The sequence below is a fragment of the Streptomonospora halophila genome (genome assembly GCF_039542725.1).
In the GTDB taxonomy this organism is placed as follows: domain Bacteria; phylum Actinomycetota; class Actinomycetes; order Streptosporangiales; family Streptosporangiaceae; genus Streptomonospora; species Streptomonospora halophila.
In genome coordinates this window covers 62,756-84,998 of the sequence record NZ_BAABIK010000026.1, presented here as the reverse complement: position 1 = coordinate 84,998, position 22,243 = coordinate 62,756, and the positions used below count along the sequence as shown (strand labels likewise).

20 protein-coding genes are annotated in these 22,243 nt (G+C 70.1%); 8 read left to right on the top strand and 12 right to left on the bottom strand.

Features of this window, described 5'->3' with window-relative positions:
• Positions 1-2,205: 2,205 nt before the first annotated feature.
• From ABEA15_RS20030 to ABEA15_RS20000, 7 genes are all read left to right on the top strand, one after another.
• Positions 2,206-2,502, top strand: coding sequence for a DUF503 domain-containing protein (locus tag ABEA15_RS20030; protein ID WP_344142140.1), 297 nt, complete (start codon positions 2,206-2,208; stop codon positions 2,500-2,502).
• Between the two features lie 6 nt (positions 2,503-2,508).
• Positions 2,509-2,949, top strand: a complete 441-nt coding sequence (gene rbfA / locus ABEA15_RS20025; protein WP_344142139.1) for a 30S ribosome-binding factor RbfA — start codon at positions 2,509-2,511, stop codon at positions 2,947-2,949.
• 193 nt (positions 2,950-3,142) lie between these two features.
• Positions 3,143-4,030: a tRNA pseudouridine(55) synthase TruB gene (truB, locus tag ABEA15_RS20020; RefSeq protein ID WP_345558200.1), complete on the top strand. Its 888-nt coding sequence runs from the start codon at positions 3,143-3,145 to the stop codon at positions 4,028-4,030.
• 293 nt (positions 4,031-4,323) lie between these two features.
• Positions 4,324-5,274 carry a bifunctional riboflavin kinase/FAD synthetase gene (locus ABEA15_RS20015; RefSeq protein ID WP_345558205.1) on the top strand — a complete coding sequence of 317 codons (951 nt, stop codon included), beginning with the start codon at positions 4,324-4,326 and terminating at the stop codon, positions 5,272-5,274.
• Between the two features lie 325 nt (positions 5,275-5,599).
• A complete protein-coding gene (rpsO, locus tag ABEA15_RS20010; RefSeq protein ID WP_311543892.1) occupies positions 5,600-5,869 on the top strand; it encodes a 30S ribosomal protein S15 in 270 nt (89 codons plus the stop codon).
• Positions 5,870-6,274: 405 nt separating this feature from the next.
• Complete coding sequence (locus ABEA15_RS20005; RefSeq protein ID WP_345558197.1) at positions 6,275-8,575, top strand: polyribonucleotide nucleotidyltransferase; 2,301 nt, start codon at positions 6,275-6,277, stop codon at positions 8,573-8,575.
• A gap of 139 nt (positions 8,576-8,714) precedes the next feature.
• Positions 8,715-10,049 carry a M16 family metallopeptidase gene (locus tag ABEA15_RS20000; protein WP_344142135.1) on the top strand — a complete coding sequence of 445 codons (1,335 nt, stop codon included), beginning with the start codon at positions 8,715-8,717 and terminating at the stop codon, positions 10,047-10,049.
• Between the two features lie 78 nt (positions 10,050-10,127).
• On the opposite strand, the gene ABEA15_RS19995 is transcribed toward ABEA15_RS20000, so the two are convergent.
• From ABEA15_RS19995 to ABEA15_RS19965, 7 genes are all read right to left on the bottom strand, one after another.
• The gene (locus ABEA15_RS19995) at positions 10,128-10,601 is read right to left on the bottom strand and encodes an Hsp20/alpha crystallin family protein (protein WP_344142134.1); all 474 of its coding nucleotides are present in this window, start codon (positions 10,599-10,601) and stop codon (positions 10,128-10,130) included.
• Between the two features lie 19 nt (positions 10,602-10,620).
• A complete protein-coding gene (locus tag ABEA15_RS19990) occupies positions 10,621-12,273 on the bottom strand; it encodes a BCCT family transporter (RefSeq protein WP_386699615.1) in 1,653 nt (550 codons plus the stop codon).
• An 896-nt stretch (positions 12,274-13,169) separates the two neighbouring features.
• A complete protein-coding gene (locus ABEA15_RS19985; protein WP_345558195.1) occupies positions 13,170-13,385 on the bottom strand; it encodes a hypothetical protein in 216 nt (71 codons plus the stop codon).
• 272 nt (positions 13,386-13,657) lie between these two features.
• Positions 13,658-14,038 carry a VOC family protein gene (locus ABEA15_RS19980; protein WP_345558193.1) on the bottom strand — a complete coding sequence of 127 codons (381 nt, stop codon included), beginning with the start codon at positions 14,036-14,038 and terminating at the stop codon, positions 13,658-13,660.
• Positions 14,039-14,086: 48 nt separating this feature from the next.
• Positions 14,087-14,467, bottom strand: coding sequence for a VOC family protein (locus ABEA15_RS19975; protein WP_344142131.1), 381 nt, complete (start codon positions 14,465-14,467; stop codon positions 14,087-14,089).
• Between the two features lie 200 nt (positions 14,468-14,667).
• Positions 14,668-16,080, bottom strand: coding sequence for an MFS transporter (locus ABEA15_RS19970; RefSeq protein WP_345558192.1), 1,413 nt, complete (start codon positions 16,078-16,080; stop codon positions 14,668-14,670).
• Positions 16,081-16,160: 80 nt separating this feature from the next.
• A complete protein-coding gene (locus tag ABEA15_RS19965) occupies positions 16,161-16,871 on the bottom strand; it encodes a hypothetical protein (protein WP_345558191.1) in 711 nt (236 codons plus the stop codon).
• Between the two features lie 495 nt (positions 16,872-17,366).
• On the opposite strand from ABEA15_RS19965, the gene ABEA15_RS19960 reads away from it, so the two are divergent.
• Complete coding sequence (locus tag ABEA15_RS19960) at positions 17,367-17,597, top strand: GntR family transcriptional regulator (RefSeq protein WP_345558190.1); 231 nt, start codon at positions 17,367-17,369, stop codon at positions 17,595-17,597.
• Positions 17,598-18,117: 520 nt separating this feature from the next.
• On the opposite strand, the gene ABEA15_RS19955 is transcribed toward ABEA15_RS19960, so the two are convergent.
• The 5 genes from ABEA15_RS19955 to ABEA15_RS19935 form a co-directional block, all read right to left on the bottom strand.
• Positions 18,118-18,372 (bottom strand): hypothetical protein, encoded by a 255-nt coding sequence (locus tag ABEA15_RS19955; RefSeq protein WP_345558189.1) that lies wholly within the window; start codon positions 18,370-18,372, stop codon positions 18,118-18,120.
• A gap of 23 nt (positions 18,373-18,395) precedes the next feature.
• On the bottom strand, positions 18,396-18,755 hold the full coding sequence (locus ABEA15_RS19950; RefSeq protein ID WP_345558188.1) for a hypothetical protein: 360 nt from the start codon (positions 18,753-18,755) through the stop codon (positions 18,396-18,398).
• 191 nt (positions 18,756-18,946) lie between these two features.
• Positions 18,947-19,843, bottom strand: a complete 897-nt coding sequence (locus ABEA15_RS19945) for a hypothetical protein (RefSeq protein WP_345558186.1) — start codon at positions 19,841-19,843, stop codon at positions 18,947-18,949.
• Positions 19,844-19,873: 30 nt separating this feature from the next.
• A complete protein-coding gene (locus ABEA15_RS19940) occupies positions 19,874-20,254 on the bottom strand; it encodes a hypothetical protein (RefSeq protein WP_345558184.1) in 381 nt (126 codons plus the stop codon).
• A gap of 244 nt (positions 20,255-20,498) precedes the next feature.
• Positions 20,499-22,223 carry a phage tail protein gene (locus ABEA15_RS19935; protein ID WP_345558182.1) on the bottom strand — a complete coding sequence of 575 codons (1,725 nt, stop codon included), beginning with the start codon at positions 22,221-22,223 and terminating at the stop codon, positions 20,499-20,501.
• Positions 22,224-22,243: the final 20 nt, after the last annotated feature.

The following is a 22,243-nucleotide window of genomic DNA, read 5'->3' as shown; positions in this document are numbered from 1 at the left end:
GACCGCTTGGCCTCCGACTTGGCACCGGCGCGGGTCCGCGCCCCGGTAGCGGTGGCGGCGGCGGTCGTCCCGGCGGCTTCGCCGACCTGCGCCGCGGAGGTCGCGGCCGCGGCGGCGGTACGGCGGGCGCGTTCGGCCGTCCCGGCGGGCGTCCGGGTCGCCAGCGCAAGTCCAAGAAGCAGCGCCGCCAAGAGTTCAACGACATGCAGGCGCCGTCGTTCGGCGGCGTGAAGATCCCGAGCGGCAACGGGCAGACCATCCGCTTGTCGCGCGGGGCCTCGCTGGCCGACTTCGGCGACAAGGTCGAGGTCAACCCGGCGTCGCTGGTGCAGGTGCTGCTGCACCTGGGCGAGATGGTCACCGCCACGCAGTCCCTGCCGGACGAGACCCTGCAGCTGCTCGGCGACGAGCTGAAGTACAACGTCGAGGTCGTCAGCCCCGAGGACGAGGACCGCGAGCTCCTGGAGTCCTTCTCCATCGAGTTCGGCGAGGACGCCGGTACCGACGAGGACCTGCGTCCGCGTCCGCCGGTGGTCACCGTCATGGGCCACGTCGACCACGGCAAGACCAAGCTGCTGGACACCATCCGCAGCTCCAACGTGGTCGGCGGCGAGGCCGGGGGCATCACCCAGCACATCGGCGCCTACCAGGTCGGCACCGAGGTCGACGGCGAAGACCGCAAGATCACCTTCATCGACACCCCGGGCCACGAGGCGTTCACCGCCATGCGTGCCCGCGGTGCCCAGGCCACCGACATCGCGGTGCTGGTGGTGGCGGCCGACGACGGCGTGAAGCCGCAGACGGCCGAGGCCATCGACCACGCCAAGGCGGCCGAGGTCCCGATCGTGGTGGCGATCAACAAGATCGACGTCGAGGGCGCCGACCCGCAGCGGGTGCGCGCCCAGCTCACCGAGTACGGCGTGGTCGCCGAGGAGTTCGGCGGCGACGTGCAGTGCGTCGAGATCTCCGCCCTGCGGGGCGAGAACCTCAACTCGCTGCTTGAGGCGGTCGTGCTGACCTCCGACGCGGCGCTGGACCTGCGGGCCAACCCGGAGATGGAGGCCCAGGGGCTGGCGATCGAGGCCTACCTCGACCGCGGCCGCGGCTCCATGGCCACGGTGCTGGTGCAGCGGGGCACGCTCAACGTCGGCGACTCCATCGTCTGCGGCGACGCTTACGGGCGCGTCCGGGCCATGCTCGACGAGCACGGCACCAACGTGAAGAGCGCCGAGCCCTCGCGTCCGGTGCAGGTGCTGGGTCTGACCAACGTGCCCAGCGCCGGCGACAGCTTCCTGGTCGTCAAGGACGACCGGGTGGCCCGCCAGATCGCCCAGCAGCGCGAGGCCCGCGAGCGGTTCGCCCAGCAGAGCCGGTCGACCCGCAGGGTCACCATCGACACCTGGAAGGACGCGCTGGCCGAGGGCGAGCGCAACGAGCTGCTGCTGATCGTCAAGGGCGACATGTCCGGGTCGGTCGAGGCGCTCGAGGAGTCGCTGTCCAAGATCGACGTCGGCGGCGAGGAAGTCGACATCCGCGTCATCGGCCGCGGCGTCGGCGCGATCACGCAGAACGACATCAACCTGGCCGCGTCGGCCGGTGCGATCATCGTCGGGTTCAACGTCCGCCCGGAGGGCAAGAACAGCGAGCTCGCCGACCGCATGGGCGTCGACATCCGCTACTACTCGGTCATCTACCAGGCGATCGACGAGATCGAGGCGGCGGTCAAGGGGCTCCTCAAGCCCATCTACGAGGAGGTCCAGCTCGGCTCCGCCGAGATCCGCGAGGTCTTCAAGGTCCCGCGGGTCGGCAACATCGCCGGTTCGATCGTGCGCGGCGGCACCATCCGGCGCAACACGAAGGCGCGGCTCATCCGCGAGGGGATCGTCGTCTCGGAGAACCTCAACGTGGATTCGCTGCGGCGGTTCAAGGACGACGCCACCGAGGTCCGCGAGGGCTTCGAGTGCGGTATCGGCGTCGGCTACAACGACGTCCGCATCGGCGACACGATCGAGACCTACGAGATGCGCGAGAAGCCTCGCGACTGATCGGGGCCGCGGTCCTTCCGCGGACCCCCGGCCGTCCGGCCGGGGGTCCGCGGGTCGGCGCCGCCCTTCTACTTCCACGACCGGTCCGGCCGCTCCGTCATGCGGCCGCCACATGACATCTGAATCGCGATCCGCGGCGCGCGGCACACAGGGTGGGCGCATGTTCGTCGGGGCATTGACACTGGACATCCTGCTCGGAGACGTGCGTTCCCTGAAGCAGAAGCGCTCGGTGGTGCGGCCCATCGTGGCCGAGCTGCAGCGCGCGTGCTCCGCGTCGGTCGCCGAGACCGGCGACCAGGACCTCTACCGCAGGTCCGAGATCGGTGTGGCCGTCGTGGCCGCAACCGCAGCCCATTGCTCGCAGTTGCTGGACACATGCGAGCGGCTCGTCGCGGAGCGCCCCGAGGTCGAGCTGCTCTCCGCGAGGCAGCGGCTCTTCAGCCCAGAGGAAGACTAGAGAACGATGGTTGACGCCGCACGAGCGCGCAAACTCGCCGACCGCATTCAGCGGATCGTCGCGGAGATGCTGGAGCGCCGGGTCAAGGACCCGCGCCTGGGCTTCGTCACGGTGACGGACGCGCGGCTCACCAACGACCTGCGCGACGCCACGGTCTACTACACGGTGTTCGGCTCCGACGAGGAGAAAGCCGGCACCGCGGCGGCCCTGGAGAGCGCCAAGGGCATCATCCGCACCGAGGTCGGCCGCCAGACGGGCCTGCGGCACACGCCGAGCCTGACGTTCAAGAGCGACGATGTGCAGCGCAACGCCGAGCACATCGAGACGCTCCTGGCGCAGGCCCGCCTCTCCGACGCCGAGGTGGCCCAGGCCGCCTCCGCCGCCACGCCGGCGGGCGACCCCGACCCCTACAAGGAGCCGCGGCGGCCCGAAGACGACGAGGAGTAGATCCTCCGGCGCCGCGGCATCCGTGCCCGGCCCGCACACCTCCGCCGGCCGGGCGCCGCACGCGCCCGGTCGGCGGAGGCGTCGGTTCCGGCGGGCCTCCCGCCCCCGGACGGAGTGCCTGCTCCGTCCGGCCGCCCCCGTCTCCCCGCGCGGAACGCGGGGCGACTCGTCCGGACAAGGAAACCCCGACCCCATGACCGACAGCGGCGTCGTGATCGTCGACAAGCCGGCCGACTGGACCTCCCACGATGTGGTCGCCCGCACCCGCCGACTGGCCGGAACCCGCAAGGTCGGCCACGCGGGCACGCTCGACCCCATGGCCACCGGCGTGCTCGTGCTCGGTATCGGCAAGGGCACCAAGCTGCTCGGGCACCTCACCCTCACCGAGAAGGCCTACACCGCGACGCTGCGCCTGGGGCTGACCACCAACACCGACGACGCCGAGGGCGAGGCGGGCACGCGCACCGACGCCTCCGCCGTGGCGGACGAGGCCGTGCTGGCCGGCGCCGCCGCGCTGACCGGGACCATCAGCCAGGTTCCGCCGCAGTTCAGCGCGATCAAGGTCGACGGCAGGCGCGCATACAAGTCCGCGCGCTCGGGCGAGGAGGTCGAACTGGCCTCCCGCGAGGTGACGGTCTCGGAGTTCGCGGTCGAGGACGTCCGGCGCGTCGACGGCCCCGACGGCGCGTTCGTCGACGTCGACGCCCGCGTCACCTGCTCCAGCGGGACCTACATCCGCGCGCTGGCGCGGGACCTGGGCGCCGCGCTGGGCGTGGGCGGCCACCTCACCGCCCTGCGCCGGACCCGCGTCGGCCCCTACGACATCTCCCAGGCCCGCACTCTGGAGCAGCTGGCCGAGGAGTTCACGGCCGTGCCGCTGGCGCAGGCGGTCGCGTCGGCGTTCCCCGTGCGGGTGCTCGACTCCGACGAGGTGCGCAGGATCGCCCACGGCAACCGGATCTCGCCCGGCGAGCAGGGCCCCGGCCCCGTCGGGCTGTTCGCACAGGACGGCACCGTCGTCGCGCTGGCCGAGGACCGCCCGGGCTACGCCAAGCCGATCGTGGTGTTCGAGGCGGCCTGAGCGCACCGCTCGGGGGACGGCGCAGGGACGCGAGCCGCGCCTCCACCGGGCGTCCGCGGCCCGTTCCGCCGACCCGCAGGCCCTGCCGCGCCGCGGCCTCGCTACGCCGCCCCCGTCCGCTCGGGCGGTACGGTTGAGCCGAGCGCGGCCGGGGGTACACGGCCGCGCGCGCCGCGCCCGGACCCGCGTGCCCGTGTGGGCCGGGACACGGCCGCCCGCGCGCGCAGAGCCCGCGCGGCCGTGCGAACCTGGGCAGCGGACGAGGCGACGCATCCGGAGGGGAGCTGTTGGACGTGCGGGCTTGGCACGGTCTGGAGGAGGTGCCCCGCGACTGGGGCCGTTCCGTCGTGACCATCGGCGTCTTCGACGGCGTGCACCGCGGGCACCAGGCCATCGTGCGCACCGCTGTGGAGCGCGCCGGCGAGCTGGGGCTGCCCGTCGTGGTGGTCACCTTCGAGCCCCACCCCGACGCCGTCGTGCGCGGCGGCGAGCCGCCCGCGGTGCTGACCCCCGAGCCGCGCAAGACCGAGCTGCTGGCCGAGTGCGGGGCCGACGCGGTGTGCGTGCTGCCCTTCACCGCGGAGCTGTCCCGCCTGAGCGCCGACGACTTCGTGCGCCGGGTGCTGGTCGAGGGCCTGGGCGCGGCGGCCGTCGTCGTCGGTGAGGACTTCCGCTTCGGGCACCGCGCCGCAGGCACCGTCGAGACCCTGCGCGAGCTGGGGGAGAAGTACGACTTCGCGGCCGAGGGTCTGCCGCTGGTCGCCGGCGCCGACACCGTCACCTCCACGCGCATCCGCGCGACTCTGGAGGGCGGCGACGTCGAGGGCGCCCGACTGGAGCTGGGCCGACCGCACCGGGTCGAGGGCGTGGTCGTGCACGGCGCGGCGCGCGGCCGCGAGCTGCTGGGCTTTCCCACCGCCAACCTGGACCACCCCGCCGGTACCGCAGTGCCCGCCGACGGGGTCTACGCCGGGCGGATGCTGCTCCGCGACGCCGAGCCCGGTACCGACGCGGTGTGGCCCGCCGCGATCTCGGTGGGCACCAACCCGACCTTCGAAGGCGCGGCGCGCACGGTCGAGGGCTACGCGCTGGACCGCGACGACCTCGCCCTCTACGGGCGGCCCATGGCCATGGAGTTCACCCACCGCATCCGCGGCCAGCTGCGCTTCGACAGCGTGGAGGAACTGATCGAGGCGATGGCGCGCGACGTCGACCGGGCGCGGGAGCTGGCGGCCGAGTCCTGAGGCCTCCCGGGGCGGCGGTGGAGCGGCGCGGCAAAGGCGCAGGCCGCGGCGCACGTCCGCGGGGGCGCGGCCGCATCGCGCCGGACCGCGCCGTGTCCCGGCGGCCCGCGCGGTGCTATAGACTGGCCGACGAAGGCCGCATACACCTGCCCGCATGTCGGGCCGAGCATCCGGATGCGGCGCCCGCCGGCTCGCCGCGGGAGTTTCCGGACCGCTGACGGTGACTGTTCGTACGCGTGGTCACCGGCCCGTGCTCGCTGCCGATCCGATCGAAGCGCGCCGGGGTCCCTGACGTCTGCGTACCGATTATCCGAGAAGGAGCGACGTGTCGATCGACGCCGCCACCAAGCAGAGGATCCTCGCCGACTTCGGCACGAAGGAAGGCGACACCGGCTCCCCCGATGTCCAGGTCGCACTGCTGACCCACCGCATCACGGAGCTGACCGAGCACCTCAAGACCCACAAGCAGGACCACCACAGCCGCCGCGGGCTGCTGCTGATGGTCGGCCGGCGCCGGCGCCTGCTGAAGTACATCCAGAAGCAGGACATCAACCGGTACCGCCAGCTGATCCAGCGGCTGGGGCTGCGCCGCTGACGACGCGGCGATAGGGGAGTGGCCGGGGCCACTCCCCTTCTTAGTAGTGTGGACCTATCGGCCTCGGCCCCGATCGGCGGGTATCGTCCCAAGTGGCGGCTCCCGCCGGGCGGGCCGACGCTACAACCGCACAGAAGACCGCACCGAGCCGACAAGGCTCGTGGCAGAGCGCTCCCGCGCTCCCCGCCTCGGCTGCCGTGTCGAGGCCGGTCCTCGGTAGTGGTCTGCGGCCTGTCCCAGGGCGAGCCGCAGGCTTCGATCGATGGCCGGCCGCCGCCGGTCCTGCTGCGCCGGCAGGCATCGAGCCGCCCGCGCCGCCGGGCGGCGGCGACTCTCGACAATCCTCCGGGGCTACGGGCGCGGGACGAGTCCGAACAGCCGTAACCCTGTATGAGGAGGACGCCCATGGAGGGCGCGTATTCCGCCGAAGCCGTGATCGACAACGGCACCTTCGGCTCCCGTACCATCCGCTTCGAGACCGGCCGCATGGCCCGCCAGGCCGCCGGTTCCGCAGTGGCCTACCTCGACGACGAGACCATGGTGCTCTCGGCCACCTCGGCCTCCAAGCGCCCGAAGGAGTCGCTGGACTTCTTCCCGCTGACGGTCGACGTCGAGGAGCGCATGTACGCCGCGGGACGCATCCCCGGCTCGTTCTTCCGGCGCGAGGGGCGTCCGTCCGAGGACGCGATCCTGACCTGCCGGCTGATCGACCGCCCGCTGCGGCCGTCGTTCAAGCACGGCCTGCGCAACGAGATCCAGGTCGTCGAGACGATCATGTCGCTCGACCCCGAGCACCTCTACGACGTGGTCGCCATCAACGCCGCGTCGATGTCCACCCAGCTCGCCGGCCTGCCCTTCTCGGGCCCGATCGGCGGCGTGCGCGTGGCGCTGATCCGCGGCCAGTGGGTGGCCTTCCCCACCCACACCGAGCTGCAGGAGGCCACCTTCGACATGGTGGTGGCGGGCCGCGTCCTCGACGACGGCGACGTCGCGATCATGATGGTCGAGGCCGAGTCCACGGTGCGGACCCTGCAGCTCGTGGCCGACGGCGCGGTGGGCCCCAACGAGCAGACCGTCGCCGAGGGCCTTGAGGCCGCCAAGCCGTTCATCAAGGTGCTGTGCCGGGCCCAGCAGGCGCTGGCAGACCAGGCCGCCAAGGAGGTCGGCGAGTTCCCGATCTTCCTGGACTACGAGGACGACGTCTACGGCGCCGTCGAGACCGCGGTGCGCGACCAGCTCAGCGAGGCGCTGACCATCGCCGAGAAGCAGGACCGCGAGACGGAGCTGGACCGCGTCAAGGCGCTGGCCGCCGAGAAGCTCGGCGAGGACTTCGAGGGCCGCGAGAAGGAGATCGGCGCGGCGTTCCGCTCGCTGACCAAGCAGCTCATGCGCGAGCGCGTGCTGCGCGACAAGGTCCGCATCGACGGCCGCGGCCCCAAGGACATCCGCCAGCTCGGCGCCGAGGTCTCCGTGGTTCCGCGGGTGCACGGCTCGGCCCTGTTCGAGCGCGGCGAGACCCAGATCCTGGGTGTCACGACCCTGAACATGCTGCGCATGGAGCAGATGGTCGACACGCTCAACCCCGAGCGCACCAAGCGCTACATGCACAACTACAACTTCCCGCCCTACTCCACCGGCGAGACCGGCCGGGTGGGATCGCCCAAGCGCCGCGAGATCGGCCACGGCGCGCTCGCCGAGCGGGCGCTGCTTCCGGTGCTGCCCTCGCGTGAGGACTTCCCCTACGCGATCCGGCAGGTGTCGGAGGCGATCAGCTCCAACGGCTCCACCTCCATGGGGTCGGTCTGCGCCTCGACCATGTCGCTGATGCAGGCCGGCGTGCCGCTGAAGGAGATGGTGTCGGGCATCGCGATGGGCCTGATCAGCGAGGGCGACGAGTACGTCACGCTGACCGACATCCTCGGCGCCGAGGACGCCTTCGGCGACATGGACTTCAAGGTCGCCGGCACCCGCGAGCTGATCACCGCGCTGCAGCTGGACACCAAGCTCGACGGCATCCCCGCCTCGCAGCTGTCGCAGGCGCTGCAGCAGGCCCGCGGCGCGCGGCTGGCCATCCTGGAGGTCATGCAGGAGGCCATCACGCGTCCGGCCGAGATGAGCCCGTACGCGCCGCGCATCCTCACGGTCAAGGTCCCGGTCGACAAGATCGGCGAGGTCATCGGCCCCAAGGGCAAGATGATCAACTCGATCCAGGACGACACCGGGGCCGACATCACGATCGAGGACGACGGCACGATCTACATCGGCGCCACCGACGGCCCATCGGCCGAGGCGGCGCGCGACACGATCAACAGCATCGCCAACCCGACCATGCCGGAGGTCGGCGACCGCTACCTGGGCACGGTCGTCAAGACCACGGCCTTCGGCGCGTTCGTCTCTCTGCTGCCCGGCAAGGACGGCCTCCTGCACATCTCGCAGATCCGCAAGCTGCACGGCGGCAAGCGGATCGAGAACCTGGAGGACGTCGTCAGCATCGGCGAGAAGATCCAGGTCGAGATCCGCGAGATCGACGACCGCGGCAAGCTCTCGCTCGTGCCGGTCGAGGTCGTCGAGGCCGAGTCCGCCTCCGCCAACGGCTCCGAGCCCGCGGCCGAGGAGGAGGGCGACGACGACGCCGAGTCCGCCTCCGGCGGGGCGGGGACCCGACGCCGGCGCCGCACCCGCAGCGGCGGCGGCGAGAACACCTGATCAGCGCCTAGGATCGAGGGGGCGGTCGCACCTGGGGTGCGGCCGCCCCGCGTCGTCGGTGCCCCCGGCGGCGGCACACCACCGCATCCGGTTGCTCCCCGCCCGACCCACGCCACGTCCAGGAAGGCGACACTCGAGTATGACCTCTGCGCCCATCGCCGCCGAGCAGGACCCCGGCAGCACCGTCACCCTGCTGGAACCGGGCGACGGTTCCGGGCTGGTGCGGCGGACCGTCCTGCCCGGCGGACTCCGGGTCGTGACCGAGGCGATGCCCGGACTCCGCTCGGCGGCCTTCGGGATATCGGCCACCACCGGTTCGCGCGACGAGGACCCCCTCCACGCGGGCTCGGCCCACTTCCTGGAGCACCTGCTGTTCAAGGGCACCCGGCGGCGCGGCCCGATGGAGATCTCGGCGCTGCTCGACAGCGTGGGCGCCGACCACAACGCCTACACCACCAAGGAACACACCTGCTACTACGCGAAGGTGCTGGACCGCGACCTGCCGCTGGCGATCGACGTCGTGGGCGACATGGTGGCGGGCTCGGTGCTGGACGCCGGCGAGGTCGAGACCGAGCGCGGGGTGATCCTGGAAGAGATCGCGATGAACGAGGACGAGCCGGCCGACCTCATCGACGACGTCTTCGCCGAGCACGTCTACGCCGACTCCGCCCTGGGCCGGCCGATCCTGGGCACCAACGACTCCATCGCCTCCCTGACCCGCGACCGCATCTTCGAGCAGTACCGCTCCGCCTACGTGCCCGGCGAGCTGGTCGTGGCCGCCGCCGGGAACCTGGACCACGACGCGGTCGTCGCGCAGGTGCGCGAGCTGTTCGCTGAGCAGCGCGCCGCCGCCGGCGACGCGCGGCCCGCCCGGCCGCGCATCGGCGGCGAGCGGGTACCCGCCTACAACGGGACCCGGGCGGTCGCCCGCGACACCGAGCAGGCGCACCTGATCCTGGGACGCGAGGGCCTGCCGCGCACCGACGGGCGCTGGTACGCGCTGCGCGTGCTGGCCTCGGCGCTGGGCGGAGGGATGTCCTCCCGGCTGTTCCAGGAGGTGCGCGAGAAGCGCGGACTGGCCTACGCCGTCCAGGCCTTCCACAGCTCCTACGCCGACACCGGCCTCTTCCAGGTCTACGCGGGCTGCCTGCCCGACAAGATCGACGAGGTGCTGGGCGTGTGCCGCGAGGAGCTCGCGAAGGCGGCGGCGACCGGTATCGGCGGCGAGGAGCTGGAGCGCGCCAAGGGCCAGATCAAGGGCTCATGGGTGCTGGGAGCCGAGGGCAGCAACGCCCGCATGGGGCGGCTGACGGTGCACGAGCTGGCCTACCCGCGGCACTTCTCGCTGGACGACGACCTCGCCCTGTTCGACGCGGTGACGGCCGAGGACGTCGCCGAGGTCGCCGCGGACGTCCTGGGCGGCCCGGAGGTGCTGGCGGTCATCGGCCCCTACGACCAGGGCCGCGTCTTCTAGGGCGCGCCTCTTTCGACGCGAAGGCGCCCGGCCGATCGGATCGGCCGGGCGCCTTCGTTCATGCGCAGTCCGCTGGCGTCAGCGGGGCTTCTTCTTGCTGTTCACCTGGATGCGGCTGGGGCCCTCGGCGTTGGCGGCGCCTGCGACGCGGATCGTCAGCAGTCCGTCGTCGAAGTCGGCCGAGACGTCGTCGTCGTCGGTCCCCTCCGGCAGGGTGATCTCCCGCCGGAAGTTGCCCAGGTAGCGCTCCGACGCGTAGTAGATGACATCGGTGTCGTCCCGCTTGCGCTCGCCGGCGATGGTGAGCTGTCCGTGCGAGAACGAGACATCGACGTCCTCGGACATGACGCCCGCCAGCTCGCACCGGATGAAGAGGTCCTCGCCGCGGGCGAAGATGTCGGTGGGCGGGCTCCAGGCGTCGGAGAACCCGCGCGGCGTTGCCGTCGCCGAACTGGTCTCCAGGTTGGACATGGTGTCGGAGATGCGGTTCATCTCGCTCATCATGTCCAGGACGCCGCGGAACGGATTCGTCCTTCTCCTCTTAGTGGGCATGCTCATTCCTCACTGGATCTCAAGCGCCGCTGTCGCTGCTGTCCGAGGACGACGAGCCCGGCTCCTCGGCCGAGCCGGTCGCGGACCCCGACCGGGCCTTGGCCCGGTCCACGTCGCCGGGCGGGTCGACGTGCACCCTGCTCTCGCCTCCGCGGGTCGGAGGCGTCGTTCCGGGGACCATTACCCGTAGGTCCTCGCTTCGCAACGCCTTGACGATGCCGAAGCAGATGACGATCAGGACGACGGCGAACGGCAGTCCGGTGACCAGTGACGCCGACTGCAGTGTCGACAGCGGGTCCGCGTCGCCCTCCTGCATGCCGATCGCCGACATCAGCAGGACGATGGTGACCAGGCCCTCCGTGACGGCCCAGAAGAACCGCTGCAGCTTGATCGGGTGGGGGTCGCCGCCGTTGGTCAGCATGTCCACGACCAGCGAGCCCGAGTCGGAGGAGGTGGCGAAGAACAGCACGACCACTACGATCGTCAGCACCGAGAGCAGCGCAGCCATGATCTCCGGCATGGGCAGCTGGTCGAGCAGGGCGAACAGCGCCAGTTCGGCGGGCTGCTCGGCGATGCCGGCGTCCTTGAGGTTGTCGTAGTACAGCCCGGCGCCGCCGAAGACGCTGAACCACACGATGGAGGCGCCGACCGGGGCGAACAGGGTGCCGGTGATGAACTGGCGGATCGTGCGCCCGTAGGAGATGCGCGCGATGAACATGCCGACGAACGGCGACCAGGAGATCCACCAGCCCCAGTAGAAGAGCGTCCAGGACTGCTGGAAGTCGAAGCCGTTCGGGTCCGTCGCGGGGTTGGCGACGTAGAGGCTCGTCTGCGGCAGGTGCTGCAGGTAGAAGCCGGTGAAGTCGGCCATGCCGGTGAGGATGTACAGCCGCGGGCCGAACAGGAACACCAAGAGCATCAGGATGACGGCGAGCCAGAGGTTGATCACCGACAGGCGGCGGATGCCCTTGTCGATGCCGAGCATCACACTCAGCACCGCGACGCTGGTGATGAGCGCGACGATGATGACCTGCATCCACCAGACGTTGGGTACGCCGAACAGGGAGGTGAGACCCGCGTTGACCTGGCGGGCGCCGATGCCCAGCGAGGTGGCGAGGCCGAACAGGGTGCCGAACACGGCCAGGACGTCGACCAGGTTGCCGATCCACCCGTAGATGCGGTTGCCGATCAGCGGGTACAGCGCTGAGGCGGGCCGCATCGGCAGGCCCTTGCGGAAGCAGAAGTAGCCCAGGGCCAGGCCGAGCACGATGTAGATCGCCCACGGGTGGAAGAGCCAGTGGAACAGCGTGGAGTTCATCGCCTCGGAGGCGGACGCCGACGTGTTGGCGGTGACCTCGTTGGGATGGGCCGGATTGGCGTTGTAGCCGACCGGCTCACTGACGCCGTAGAACACCAGGCCGATGCCCATGCCGGCGGTGAACAGCATGGCGAACCACGCGGTCGTCCCGAACTCCGGACGTGACGAGTCCGGGCCGAGACGGATGTTACCGAATCGGCTGAACATCACCCAGAGTACAAACACCAGGAAGAAAGTGGCCGCCATAATGTAAAACCAGCCGAAATACGTGGTGATCCACGTAAGTACGCTGCTGGCGACCGTAGCGAGCCCACTGGTGAAGAGCGCGCCCAGGATCAGGAAGACGAGGACGATCCCGCCTGAGACGAAGAAGACCGGTGGGTTCGTATGTTCTTGTATGTAGGACCTGAATCGAGAGATGACAACTCCTTCCCGAGGTCCGGACCGGGAGTCCCGGGGCAGGTACCGTCGTTGTGACGCCTTCGGCGTGCAGGGCCCGGCCCTCTCCCCCCGACCCCGTGAAGGTGCCTGCACGGGACCGCTACTGGTGCCGGAGTAAATTCCGTTGCGCTATTCGCAGTCCTCGACCGGAAACTCTACGGCCAATCGGTGCATACTTCCCTTATGCGCGCCGAATGGTTATAGGATATTGATCCTGGCGCTGTCGTGCCGGGACCTTCCGCGATAATGAGCGGCTCCGTTCGTGCGTGAAGACGGTAGCGCAGCGCCTGTCGCGTGCCGCGGTTGCGACACGGGGTAGAAATCGCGAGACGCGCCTTTCGTTTTTCGCTTTCGCAACGCTCCTCTCCCGTTCGTCTCCGGTCGGCGGTCTCCGAACCGGTTCGCGCGGCCGATGGCCACCGGGGCGCCATGATAGGGGCGGTGCGGCCGTGGCCGGTGTGCCCTCGGGGGCGCCGCGGCCCCCGGTCGGCTCCGGGAGGGTCCCCGGGCCGGCGCGGCACCGAGGATCCCTGCTGCGCACGGGGGTTCCGGAGACCGTGCCTGTGCGCTCTGTACCCGCGTTCCGGCGGATTCATGTGGGGCTGGGTGCGATATTCGTCGCAGCACAACGGGGCGCCGCGGACTCCGGTGCCGGCGCGGTGCGCGCACCGCCGGGGGGTCTGCGCCGTCCACTACTGCGGTCCTCCTGTGGAAGTACGGACAGGGCGGAGCCGCGCCGGGCGGGGGCCGCGGCGGGCCCGGCGCACGCGGAGTCCGGGGCAGGGGATCGCCTGGGCCGACCGGGAACGCTACCAGTCGGGCAGCTCGCGGCGGATCAGCTCCGACCACAGCTCCTCGACGCGTGTGGGATCCAGCTCGACGCGGGGGGCGGGTGCTATGGGGGCGTGCACGCCCGCAGTCGCGCCGAGCGCGTCGGCGGGCAGGATCGGGCACAACCACGCCCCGCCCAGCAGCATCCGGTGTACCGCCGAGCGGAACGACTCCAGGGTCAGCCAGGGCAGCATGCCGACTCTTTACCCGCTGCGGCACGGACGATTCACCGCTGAGGGGCCGGCGTGGGCGGTGCCCGGTTCCGCCGGCACCGGGCACGCGGCGAGGACGCACGGGAACCCCCCGGGTGCGGAGGTCCGCCGGGGCGCTGCGGCATTCCGTACCGGGCCCCGGGCCCCTCCCGCCCGCCTCTCCCGTCCGGTCGGCCCGCCGGGCCGCCGAGAGGCGGGCGGGAACCGGCGCGTCGCGCCCGCGGCTGGGGCGCGCGCCGGGTCCGAGGGCGGGCTCAGTCCTGGACGAGTCCCAGGACGTTGCCCGCAGGATCGGTGAACCACGCGTTGCGCGGGCGTCCGAGGGTGATCCCCTTCGCGTCCTGCTCGAAGGCGTCGTAGCGCAGGAACTCCACGCCGCGCGCCGCGAGCTCGTCGACGGCCTTGTCGATGTCGTCGACCGGGAAGTGCATCATCGTGTAGGACGCCGGTACGAAGTCCGGCTTGGGATAGATCAGCACCCCGCGGTCCTGCGCCAGGCGCAGGTCGAGGAGCCCGTACTCCTCCATCCCCGCGACACCGGTGACCGTGAGGCCGAGCGTCCCGGTGTAGAACCGCTCGGCTGCCGCGGTGTCGTCGACCGCGAAACTGCTGAAGGCCCTGCTTGCGTCGAGCATCGCGCTCTCCTCCTCCTCCTCCGGCGGCGGCTGCCGCCGCCCCACCGGCTACATCGCGTTCCGGTGCTCTTCACTCAACTGGATGACCTGCACGTAGTTGCCGTCGGGGTCGGTGGCCGTGGCGAACAGGCTGCCGTCGCGGTCCTCCAGGGGAGCGACCCACCGGGTGCCGGCCTGCTCCATGCGCTTGACGGCGGCGCGGGCGTCCTCGACGTCGAAGTTGAGGACGACCCTCGCCGGGTCGGGGTTGGTGGCCGCGACGTCGTCGCGGTGGTCGATGACCAGGTAGAAGGTGCGGAACTTGAGCATGCGGTACTGGTCCTGCTCGAACTCCTCCTGCGGCTCCAGTGCGGAGGCGTACCAGGCGCGCAGCCGCTCCGGGTCGCGGCTGGCCAGGAGCATCCCGTCGAGACCTGTTCCGTTCGGCATCGGATCGCCTTTCTGTGTCGTCGTGAGCGGCGGTGCGGAAACCATCGGTGCGGTCCCGCGGCCGGGCGCCGCCGCCTCATGCGGCGGTTCACCGGTACCGACTCCGGCGGCCCGGCGAACTCATCGCTTCGGCGCGGTGCGGTTCGCACCGGACCGGCCTTCGCAGGGCCGCCCGCAGAGGCGCGCGGGCCCGGGGAGGGTCACGCCTGAGCGCGGACCGGTGCGTGCCCGGCTTCGCCGGCGTCATCGGTCTCGCGCGCGGGGGCGGGAGCGGAGCGGCGGGCGCGCAGCAGCAGGACGGCGGCCGCGCCGAACCCGCCCATCACGACCGCGCCGACCACGGCCGCCGCGTTCAGGCCCAGTGCGAACGCCTCCCGTGCGGGGGCGAGCAGGTGCGCGGCGGTGTCGGCGGGCAGCTCCGCGGAGGCCGCGACGGCCGAAGCGAGGCTGTCGCGCGAGGCGGCCGCGGCCTCCGGCGGAACCCCGGGGGGAACAGTGACCAGCCCGTGGTAGACGGCGGTGCTCAGGCTGCCCAGCAGCGCCACCCCCATGGCGATGCCGAACTCTCCGCTCGTCTCGGACATCGAGGCCGCGGAGCCGGCCTTCTCGGGCGGCGCCGAACCGACGACCACGTCGGTCACCAGGGCCGCGCCCGGCCCCAGGCCCAGGCAGGCCACGGCCAGGCCCACGACCACGAGCCCCGTGCCGTTCGCGGCGCCGACCTGCGTCAGCACGAGCATCCCGACCGCGGCCAGCACCATGCCTCCCCCGATGACGTTGGCGCTGCCCGCCTTCCGGGCCGCCCAAGGGCCCAGCATGGTGCCGGCGATCATCAGGACGGACGGCGGCACCAGCCAGAGCCCGGCCTGGAGGGCGGTGAGGCCGGCGACGAGCTGCAGGTACTGCGACATGAGCAGGAACATGCCGCCCATGGCCACCGCGCCGATCATCATCACGCCCAGGCCGGCGGTGAAGCCGCGGTCGGCGAACAGGTGCAGGTCCAGCAGGGGGTCGGGCATGCGCAGCTGGCGGCGTGCGAAGAGCGCACCGACGACGGCGCCCGCCGCGATCGCCGCGAAGGCGACCGGCGCGGGGCCGTGCGCGGCGATCTCCTTGAGCCCGTAGACAAGGGGCAGGATCGCCGCCAGCGACAGGGCGACGCTGACCAGGTCCAGCCGTCCGGCATCGGGATCGCGGTGCTCGGGAAGCAACAGGGGTGCGCTGACCAGCAGCAGCACCATGACGGGCACGCCCAGCAGGAACACCGAGCCCCACCAGAACCACTCCAGCAGCACGCCGCCCACGACCGGGCCGACGGCGGTCCCGCCCATGAAGCAGCTCGCCCACGCCGCGATCGCGGTCGCCCGCTGGCGCGGCTCGTGGAACATGTTGCTGATCAGCGCCAGCGTCGAGGGCATGAGGGTCGCACCGGCGATGCCGAGCACCGTGCGGGTGGCGATGAGCATGGCCGGGCTCGTGGAGTAGGCCGCCGCGATCGAGGCGGCGCCGAAGGCCGCGGCGCCGATCAGCAGCAGCCGGCGGCGCCCGATCCGGTCGCCGACCGTGCCCATGGTGATCAGGAACCCGGCGATCATGAACCCGTAGGGTTTCATGCAACATCCCTATCTCTGCGGGCGTACAGAAGGGCCGTGCCCGATGCTGGACACGGCCCCTAGCAAGGGTCGCGGTGGCGTCAGTCGTCGTATCCGGGTGAGCGCCACGCTCCGCCGCGGTACTGCGTGTACTCGTGGTCGAAGACCCGCATAGGCGACACCGCGGACGGTTCCAGCTCTTCGGGGCCGTCGAGAATCACGGTCAGCCGCCCCAACACCCAGTGCACTGCCGCGTAGAACGACTCATGCGCGGGGCCGAAGATCTCTTCACGCCCGAGGAACACCACGGGCGTCCAACGTCCATCGTCGGACGCCACCACACGGCCTATCGACGTCTCCCCGACTGCTACCACCTGGAACACGGTCGGGTTGCCGCGGTCGTCTCGCTCGCCTTCGGAGTCAGGGCATGGGCTCACCAGGAATCCACCTACTAGGTCAAGGGGAGGGATCACATCACCCGCGGGCGTGAACACGACCGCGTCATCTACCGGGGGCCCGGGGTCGTCTTCGGGGTCGCTGCCGCCGTCAGGCCCGTCGTCGTCGGGGTCCGGTCCGTCGAAGCGCACAGCCGTCCCACACGTCGTCACGGGGTCGCGGGGTGCGGGATCGGAAGGGCACGTGTAGACGGTCAGCCCACTCATGTACGCCTCAGTCAGCCACTCAGCGCACGCGGCACATGCGTGCAGGGAGACGCTCAATTCGCCGTGGGCGCGCCTGTGGAGCGGCGTATAACCCTCTAGGCGCAGCGTCGCAGCGTTCGTGCAGGTGCCGTGGTACTCGAATGTGATCATCGGGCACCGCCCATCGCGGCCAGGGCGGCAACGCCGCGGCGGTCGGCTTCTGCGCGCTCCATCTCGCGGCGGCGCTCCGCAGCGACCAGGAACGGGCGGACCATCGCTGGCGCGTCGTGAGCATCGGCAGGGATCGGCTCCCAGTCGAGGAACGTCGTCGCAGGTGCGTAGGGGCGGATGCGGTGTGCCTTGCCCGCCCTCGCTCGCGGCGCGTCCGCGCTGCCAACGGCGCTGTGCGCCGGTGCGTGCTCGGACGCTGCCGTGTGGTGGCGACCGGCCGGCGGCGGGAAGACCGCGCGCAGTAGCGCGGCGATTACGGCGGTAAGGTGATGCATGTCTGCCTGCTTCCATCAGGTAGGCCACGACCCCGGACGGCTGCAACCGTCGCGGGGTCCCGCTATGTGCGGGTCAAGCTCTGACGATACACCTACCAAGGTTGCCATGGTAGGTGTGGTGCATCTTGGCTGGTCACGTTGCCGTGCCTACGGTTCGTGCGTGCCCTACGAATTCGAGGACGACCGCCCGCGATGGGAGCAGGTAGCCGAGATCATCCGCGGCCAGATTCAGCGCGGCGAGCTGAAGCCGGGAGACAAGATCCCGTCTGTCCTCAAGCTCCAAGAGATCTATGGCATCAGCACGTCAACCGGTCAGAAGGTCCACCGTGCCTTGCGCGCGGAAGGACTCATTCGCACGCAGTCGGGCATGGGGAGCTACGTGAAGCGCTAGAACGCGCTGTCTTCGGCTATGAGCGTCTCCGGCGTCAGCTCCGCGGAGTCCAAGCGCCGCGGAGGGACGTCCATACCACACCCCGCGCACGCTCCGGCGCACTCCTGTGGGGCCACGGCCACGCTGTAGCCGGTCTTCGGGTGCCGCGGGGTGACGCGAACCGTCACAGCGTCCCCGCACGCGCGGGAGCAGACGGGAGCGCGGGAGACGGCAGGGATGCCCGCGGTGTAGGGGCGCGTGACGATCACGGACAGCGGCACGGCGGAAGTCCTTTCCGGAACAACGGAACGCGCTTTGCCGCGCTTTGCCGCACGTCTTCCGCGGCGTTCCGCCGCGCGGTAACGAACGGCATTGCGAACGGCACGCGCGGAAGCGGGGCGGCAACGGCGGAAGCGGGGCGGAAACCGGCACGGCATCGTTGCCACCAGGGCGGAACGCCGTGCCGGAAACAGCGGCAATATGCAGGTCACGCCAGCGGAACAGCCACCAGGGCGGTTCCGCGAGCGGAAGGATTGCGGAACTACTGCCGTCCGCCAGCGGAAGCGGCGGAACGGGCCTTCCGCTCCGCCGCATCGCGAGCGGCACGGTCCTTCGCTGCGGAAATCAGCCATTCCGGCGGTGCCTCGAAGGGCGGCAACGGTTCGCTGTAGCTGCCGCGGTGGTCGGTCCCCGTGTGCTCAGTCCAGATATCCCAAGCCGAAATCGCCGTGATGTAGCGCTCGTAGGCGTCATCAATGAACGACCATGCGGCGAAGGTTCGGATGTAGTAGGGCACTACCGCGGGTGCGGCTCTGCGCTTCACGATGCACGCCCCTTCGGGTACACGCCGCGAACGCCGGTGCGCCGCTGCGGACGCGCGTCCTCATCGTCGCCCGAGGGGACGCGCAGGGCCGCGAGGATGCGCGAGAGCGCGAGGGACGCGTTTCGCTCCGCGGCGAGCAGCGGATGAGCGACGTGTTCGCCATGGCGGTTAACGTGTGTGATCTCGGAGTGCGCTAGCTCCGCGTGGATCGCGTCCAGGCGGTCCGCCATGCGCGCGGCCTGTGTGAGCTGCGCAAGCTCCCACTGATTCAGGTCGAACTCGGCCGTAAGCGAGTCGTATAAGGCGCGGCCGGCGGGACCGAACGCGTCGGGTTCAGGGGCCTCACGGGTAGTCATAAGGCGGTTACCTCCTGTTTTCAAGAACGGTTTCAGAGGTCACGGGATGCGCCTGCCTAAGGTGGCCGGTGACCTGCACAGAGGGGGTTAGGAGTACCCCCGCCACCCCTAGCGATGGGGTGTGCGCTGAACGTTGTAAGGCGTACGGCCGCCGCACCCCACGAGAGGATGCGGCGGCCTGGTGAACGGCGTTACACGAAACGGTTGCCGTTAGCGTCCTGCTCCGCGCGGCGCTCATCGCGAAGGCGTTCGTTGTGCTGGTCGCAGAGAGCGCGAGCCTCCGAAGCAGTGTGAACACCGGGCGCGCAGTCGGGATGTTGTGCGTTGTCCACCATGAGCCGCACTGCATTGGACGTGGCTTCCGCGTCCTTCGGGTGAGTGACCAGTCCGTTGCTCAACCCGTGATGCGCGCTGCCGTGGCGCTCCAGTCGGAACAGCCGCGCGTCGGCTTCGTCGCTGTCCTTCTGTGCCACCTCGGGCAGGAACGGGGCGAGTGCGCTGTAAGCGGCATACGCCGCAGACAGGGAGTCACGCAGCTTATGCAGCTCCCGCCACGCTTCCTCAGCCCTACCCCCACGCTGAAAGGCGTCCGCGTCCCCGGTAATCCCCTTGACCTCGGGGGCGAGTTCACGCACGCGGGCATGCACCCGCTTCACCTCCGCGTCCAGTTGCGGGAGCAGGCTCTCACCCGCATCAATAATCACCTTCCGCGCGGCAGCGGCGGCAGCGGTCGCGGCGGTGCTGTAGGACGTGCGCAGCGCAGCGGTAGCGGTCGCGGTGGTCTCGGCATGCGCGAGTGCGGCAGCAGCGTCGTCGTCGGTCATCTCGCCCGCGGCTAGTGCCAGGACTACCGCATGGCGCTGCGCGTCCGCGTCGCCGACGACCGCCTTACCGGCCGCGTGCAGTTCGCTGGCACGTGTCAGCAGATCCCCTACCGCGGCAACCGCGTCGGGGGTGTCCAGGCCGGTCGCTTCCCACGCGGGGCACACGGCGTCGGTAGGGCGGCGGTCGGCTGGGGAGTACGCCTTGTACCCGGCGAGTTCCTTGGGGGTGAAAGCGTTGATGGCAGCGGAAATGTCAGTGGTCATGGTCGTGTCCTCACTTGGGCGTGGTGGCGATCAGGAATGGCGGGGTACAAGCGCTGCCAGCTCGCGGGGCGAGACGCGCTCAAGGGGCTCGGCCAACCCACCGCTGAGGAACGACCCATCGTCAGCCTTGCGGAGCTGCTCCTCACGCTCGCGGCGGCTGATGTCGTCGGCGGTGCTGACCTTTGGCTGCCTTTCGTGGAGCCTCGAAGCGAGTTCTTCAGCTTCGCGGTGCGCGGTGGCCACGGTCGCGGGAGTGACCGGCAGGTCATCGGATTGGCGCGAGGTGACAACCGTGCGCTCGCGCTGCGGCGGCTTCTGCGAGGGTGCGGAAGTGCGGCGGACGGGCGTGCTGTCGGTGCTTTCGCGGCTGTAAAGGTAAGACGCGAGCGCGTCATCTTCGGGTGAGATCATCAGGTGTTCCTTCCGATAAGGTGCCGGACTCGCCGGCGGGGCGGATTGGCAACGCGGCGAAGCCATTCGGCGAGCGGTTCACCGCGGCGCGCGAGCACGGGCGGGCCGTGCCAGGGCGTGAATCGTGGGCGGCGGTCATTGCTCATTTAGGGGTACCTGTTCGGGCGGGTCTTCTCGCGGCGGAGGGGGCGGTGGGTTGAGCATGTCATCGGGATTGATCGGCGGGAGTTCGGGCATATGGTCCTCACATCAAGGGTTCGACGGTTACGGAGTTCTCTAGGGCTGTGTCGAACACGCAGGTGGCATTGCCGCCCGACGACTTGCGCCACATAGGCTGGAGTACGTATTCGGTGCCCTCGATTAGCCCTTCAATTTGAATGACGCGGGAATGCCCGATCGGACCCGTGGTGCCGCTCACGTAATAACAGCGGCGGAGGTGCGGGTGAATGACCAGCGTCGCGGTGTCATCGAGGATTTGGAATCCGAGCGCTAGGGAGGACGCAGACGAGTTGGTGTTCGCTCCGCACGCGGTGACGACCACGCGTACACGGCCTGACATAGGCGCGACGAACGGTAGATCAGGCATGTTCGCGGACCCAACCGCGTGCCAGTCGCCCGACGTCCCCGTGAAATCAGGTTGCGTCTCCATGTCGGTACGGACCGGGGCATGGGCAGGCGCACGAATTGTGAGTTCGGGATCGACCTGGACAACGCCGTTCTGATACTGGGTGAATCCTGCTTGTGAGAACTGGATAACGTCGCCACGCAGCCGCACCCGCGCGGCGTTCACTGTGTCGCTCCCACCCTCATACACCGCCTCGGCTTGGGCAGCGCTGGGCAATGTGGCAGTACCCTTCGGGGAGGTGTGCACCACCGCGGGGGTACTCCAGGTGTCCCCTTCGATGACGAACGCCCATATCAAGCCTGCGTGGTAGTCCTCCGTTGTTCCGGGTGGCGGCGTGAGTTCCACGGCTGCGACGTCGCGGGACGAAAGCACAATGCTGCTGCCGCCGCCTACAACGGAGATATCCAAGAGGTCCGGGTTTACCAGGGACGGCCCGATCCGGATATGCCCGCCAGGGCCGTCGATGCGGAAGCTGGACCCGAGTATCTCACTTCCGGTGATGGTGCCCGTAATGGCGATAGACCCACCCTCGAAAGCTCCGATCAAAACGTCCGATGCGTCATAGACGCGAAGACCGGTCGGACCCATTTCGCAGCGGGCAGCTCCGGGTGTTCCTGCGATAATGGTCGACGCCAACACCAGCGTGGCCGCGAGCTTCGATGCATCGATAGCACCGGCCACGATATGACCAGCGTTGATGGCGTTTGCTGCGATATTTGCAGCCGCTACGGCTTCCGCCTGGATTTTCGGGGTCGAAATGGCGTCATCGGCGATCATGGTTTCCGTGATAGACCCTGGCTCAGGTACCCCGCCAACGCCCTCAGGAACGCCGCTGACGGACGCGGAAGGGTCGCCCGACACGCCCCCTGTGGTAACGCCTACAAGCCACACATGGTACGTCTGAGCGACTTCTAGCGGCACAATCGGCGCTACCCCGCCGGCACGGGGAATAGTTCCCGCGAGGGTCGCCGCGGCGAAGTCGTCTGTGTCCGCTACGTAGACGTTGACGTGGTCGAATTCGGGGCCTAGAGCAACCTCAGTTGCCAGTTCCCCATCCCAGGAGACCATCAGCCCGAGCGGCGCGGGTGCGACGGTTGGAGCCGTAGGGGCCGTGGGCGGGTCGCCCCCTTCGGTGATCAGGCCGAAGCCATCGGCAGTGCGGCCGATACGCAACCGGACTTCTTCGGTCTCGGGGTCCATGAACGTGAGCGTGCCGGTTGTGCTCGAATTTGCGAGCTGCGGTCGCCTCTGGCCGCGTTTCAACGCGTCCATGTCGCGCTGCATATTGGCCAGCTCGCGGGCGAGGCGATCGATTGCGCGGCTGGTTTCACGGTCTACAGGCATTCGGGTCCTTTCTAGGTCTG

Bases quoted from the DNA above. Each gene is read 5' to 3' on its own strand.
- ABEA15_RS20030 (WP_344142140.1), top strand. From the start codon at position 2,206: ATGTTCGTCGGGGCATTGACACTGGACATCCTGCTCGGAGACGTGCGT.
- rbfA (WP_344142139.1), top strand. From the start codon at position 2,509: ATGGTTGACGCCGCACGAGCGCGCAAACTCGCCGACCGCATTCAGCGG.
- truB (WP_345558200.1), top strand. From the start codon at position 3,143: ATGACCGACAGCGGCGTCGTGATCGTCGACAAGCCGGCCGACTGGACC.
- ABEA15_RS20005 (WP_345558197.1), top strand. From the start codon at position 6,275: ATGGAGGGCGCGTATTCCGCCGAAGCCGTGATCGACAACGGCACCTTC.
- ABEA15_RS20000 (WP_344142135.1), top strand. From the start codon at position 8,715: ATGACCTCTGCGCCCATCGCCGCCGAGCAGGACCCCGGCAGCACCGTC.
- ABEA15_RS19995 (WP_344142134.1), bottom strand. From the start codon at position 10,601: ATGCCCACTAAGAGGAGAAGGACGAATCCGTTCCGCGGCGTCCTGGAC.
- ABEA15_RS19985 (WP_345558195.1), bottom strand. From the start codon at position 13,385: ATGCTGCCCTGGCTGACCCTGGAGTCGTTCCGCTCGGCGGTACACCGG.
- ABEA15_RS19980 (WP_345558193.1), bottom strand. From the start codon at position 14,038: ATGCTCGACGCAAGCAGGGCCTTCAGCAGTTTCGCGGTCGACGACACC.
- ABEA15_RS19975 (WP_344142131.1), bottom strand. From the start codon at position 14,467: ATGCCGAACGGAACAGGTCTCGACGGGATGCTCCTGGCCAGCCGCGAC.
- ABEA15_RS19970 (WP_345558192.1), bottom strand. From the start codon at position 16,080: ATGAAACCCTACGGGTTCATGATCGCCGGGTTCCTGATCACCATGGGC.
- ABEA15_RS19965 (WP_345558191.1), bottom strand. From the start codon at position 16,871: ATGATCACATTCGAGTACCACGGCACCTGCACGAACGCTGCGACGCTG.
- ABEA15_RS19950 (WP_345558188.1), bottom strand. From the start codon at position 18,755: ATGACTACCCGTGAGGCCCCTGAACCCGACGCGTTCGGTCCCGCCGGC.
- ABEA15_RS19945 (WP_345558186.1), bottom strand. From the start codon at position 19,843: ATGACCACTGACATTTCCGCTGCCATCAACGCTTTCACCCCCAAGGAA.
- ABEA15_RS19940 (WP_345558184.1), bottom strand. From the start codon at position 20,254: ATGATCTCACCCGAAGATGACGCGCTCGCGTCTTACCTTTACAGCCGC.
- ABEA15_RS19935 (WP_345558182.1), bottom strand. From the start codon at position 22,223: ATGCCTGTAGACCGTGAAACCAGCCGCGCAATCGATCGCCTCGCCCGC.